The sequence below is a fragment of the Streptomyces milbemycinicus genome (assembly GCF_002154605.1).
Lineage (GTDB): Bacteria > Actinomycetota > Actinomycetes > Streptomycetales > Streptomycetaceae > Streptomyces > Streptomyces milbemycinicus.
The window spans coordinates 1-2,093 of the sequence record NZ_MUNE01001096.1 but is presented as its reverse complement, the minus strand read 5'-3'; the positions used below and the strand labels follow the sequence as shown (position 1 = coordinate 2,093).

Here is a 2,093-nt window from a genome sequence, read left to right as displayed (position 1 = left end):
CGTCGTGCTCCCGCGCCCCGGTCCAGCGCACCTTGGGCCGATCGGTCGGCCATCGCGCGGCAGCAGCTGCGGCGGAGCGCAGCGGAGCGTATCTGCACCCGCGAAGCGGGTGCAGCGAGCCGCACCCACATGCAACGCGCGGTGCAGAACCTGATGCCGCGGCGAGGCCAGGTCGCACCGCAACCACTGGAGCCATTTGCAGAGTTGCTCTTCGGTGCCCTCCAGAAGAACGCCAGGAAGCCCCGGGATGACATGTTCGCCCCAGGCAACGGAAGTGCCTTTTCCGGCACAACCGCAGCCCCCGGAGCCGTGTCTACCGCTTTGCCGACGCCTTCCCGTTGTGCGTCGGCCCCGACCACCATCAAGCACCGCGAAGGGTCACTTCTGGCATGCGTAAGCACGGAATCATCGCCGCCACCTCCACGCTCGCCCTCGCCCTCGGGGGAGCCTTATTCGCGGCCCCCGCCGCCCAGGCGGCCACCACGGTGGCCTCCGTGGTCCACGAGGACAGCGAGCTCTGGTACAAGGGCGCCGCCGGACAGACGAACAACCTCAAGGTCTCCGTGGAGATCGAACAGCGGGGCGAGTGGGAGTCGTACTACGTCATCACCTTCCGCGATCGGGGTGACATCACCATCGATTCGAGCGCGGCGGAATACGACGAGTGCACGTACCCCTCGGACGCCGACCACACCGTCGTCCGGTGCGCGACCGAAGTCCCCCTGGGCTCCGACGACTCGGACAACTACGACGTCAACCTCGGTGACGGCAACGACACCGCGACGGTCGACGCCGGCAGCGACGCCTACTCCACGATCTACGGCGGTCCGGGCGACGACGTTCTCAAGGGCTCCGCGCGCGATGTGCTCCGCGGCGACGACGGTGACGACCGCCTCGACGGCGGCGGCGGTGTCTGGGGCATGGGGCCGTACGGCGGTCCCGGCGACGACACCATCACCAACTGCTCAATGGACTGCTACGGCGGTCCCGGCAACGACTCGATGAGCGGAGGCACCAACGACACCGAGAACAACATGTACGGCGAGGACGGGAACGATGTGATCCACGGCCTGTCCGACGCCGACCACATCTACGGCGGCCGGGGCAACGACACCCTCTACGGCGAGGAGGGTGACGACACGATCTACGGCAACAGCGGAAACGACACCATCCACGGCGGCAAGGGCACGGACACCCTCTCGGGCGGACCGGGCACCAACAAGGTCTACCAGGACTAGGACTGAGCGGCCCGCTCGCGAAGGGCGCCGACTGGCGTGGGGTCGCCGTGCCGGGCACGGCGGCCTGCCCAGCGGCAACCACGTCGAGATCCACGCCGCCCCACGCCGGCCCACGCTGTCCGCACAACGATTGGTTGTGCCCACCTGGCCGATCGGTTGTTTGCTCTCGCCGTCCGCCACTCGCTTGGATGCCGGTGGTCAGCGTGTGGTGGTTCGGATCGGCGAGAGGTGCGTGGGGTATGCCGGGTAGGCGGGCGCTGGGGCGGCGGTTCGGGTGGTTGTGGGCGGCTTACGCCGTCAGCGCGTACGGCACCGGGCTCGGCTTCGGCGCGTTTTCCCTGATCGCGATCCTCGTGCTGGACTCCGGGCCGACTCAGGTGGCGGCGCTGGCCGTCGCGGGGCGGGTGGTGGGGGCCATGGCCGCGGTGCCGCTGGGGCCGTGGGTGGAGTTCCGCCGCAAGCGGCCGGTCATGGTGGCGATGGACCTGACCCGGTTCGCGGCGCTGATGAGCGTCCCCGCCGCGTTCGCGTTCGGCCGGCTCAGCTACGCCCAACTTCTCGTTGTCTCCGTCGTTGTCGCCGCGGCCAATATCGCCTTCAGCGCGGCGAGCGGCGCGTATCTCAAGACGCTCGTGCCGCCGGAGGACCTGCTCGTCGCGAACGGCCGGTTCGAGGCCACAACATGGAGCGCGACCGTGGTCGGACCACCGCTCGGCGGGGCCGCGATCGGGATGTTCGGCCCGGTGACGACCGTGGTTGCCGACGCGGTCAGCTTCCTGCTCTCGGCACTGGGCATCCGTGCCATCGGCGGCAGCGAGCCGCGGCCCGTGCGGACCGGCGCACCGCGGCTGCGCG

2 protein-coding genes are annotated in these 2,093 nt (G+C 69.8%); both read left to right on the top strand.

Annotation, left to right across the window (positions count from 1 at the left end):
- Positions 1-389 precede the first annotated feature (389 nt).
- On the top strand, positions 390-1,238 hold the full coding sequence (locus tag CCN51_RS51280) for a calcium-binding protein (RefSeq protein ID WP_014179508.1): 849 nt from the start codon (positions 390-392) through the stop codon (positions 1,236-1,238).
- A 239-nt stretch (positions 1,239-1,477) separates the two neighbouring features.
- On the top strand, positions 1,478-2,093 hold a 616-nt coding region (locus tag CCN51_RS51275; RefSeq protein ID WP_143676224.1), incomplete at its 3' end, for an MFS transporter.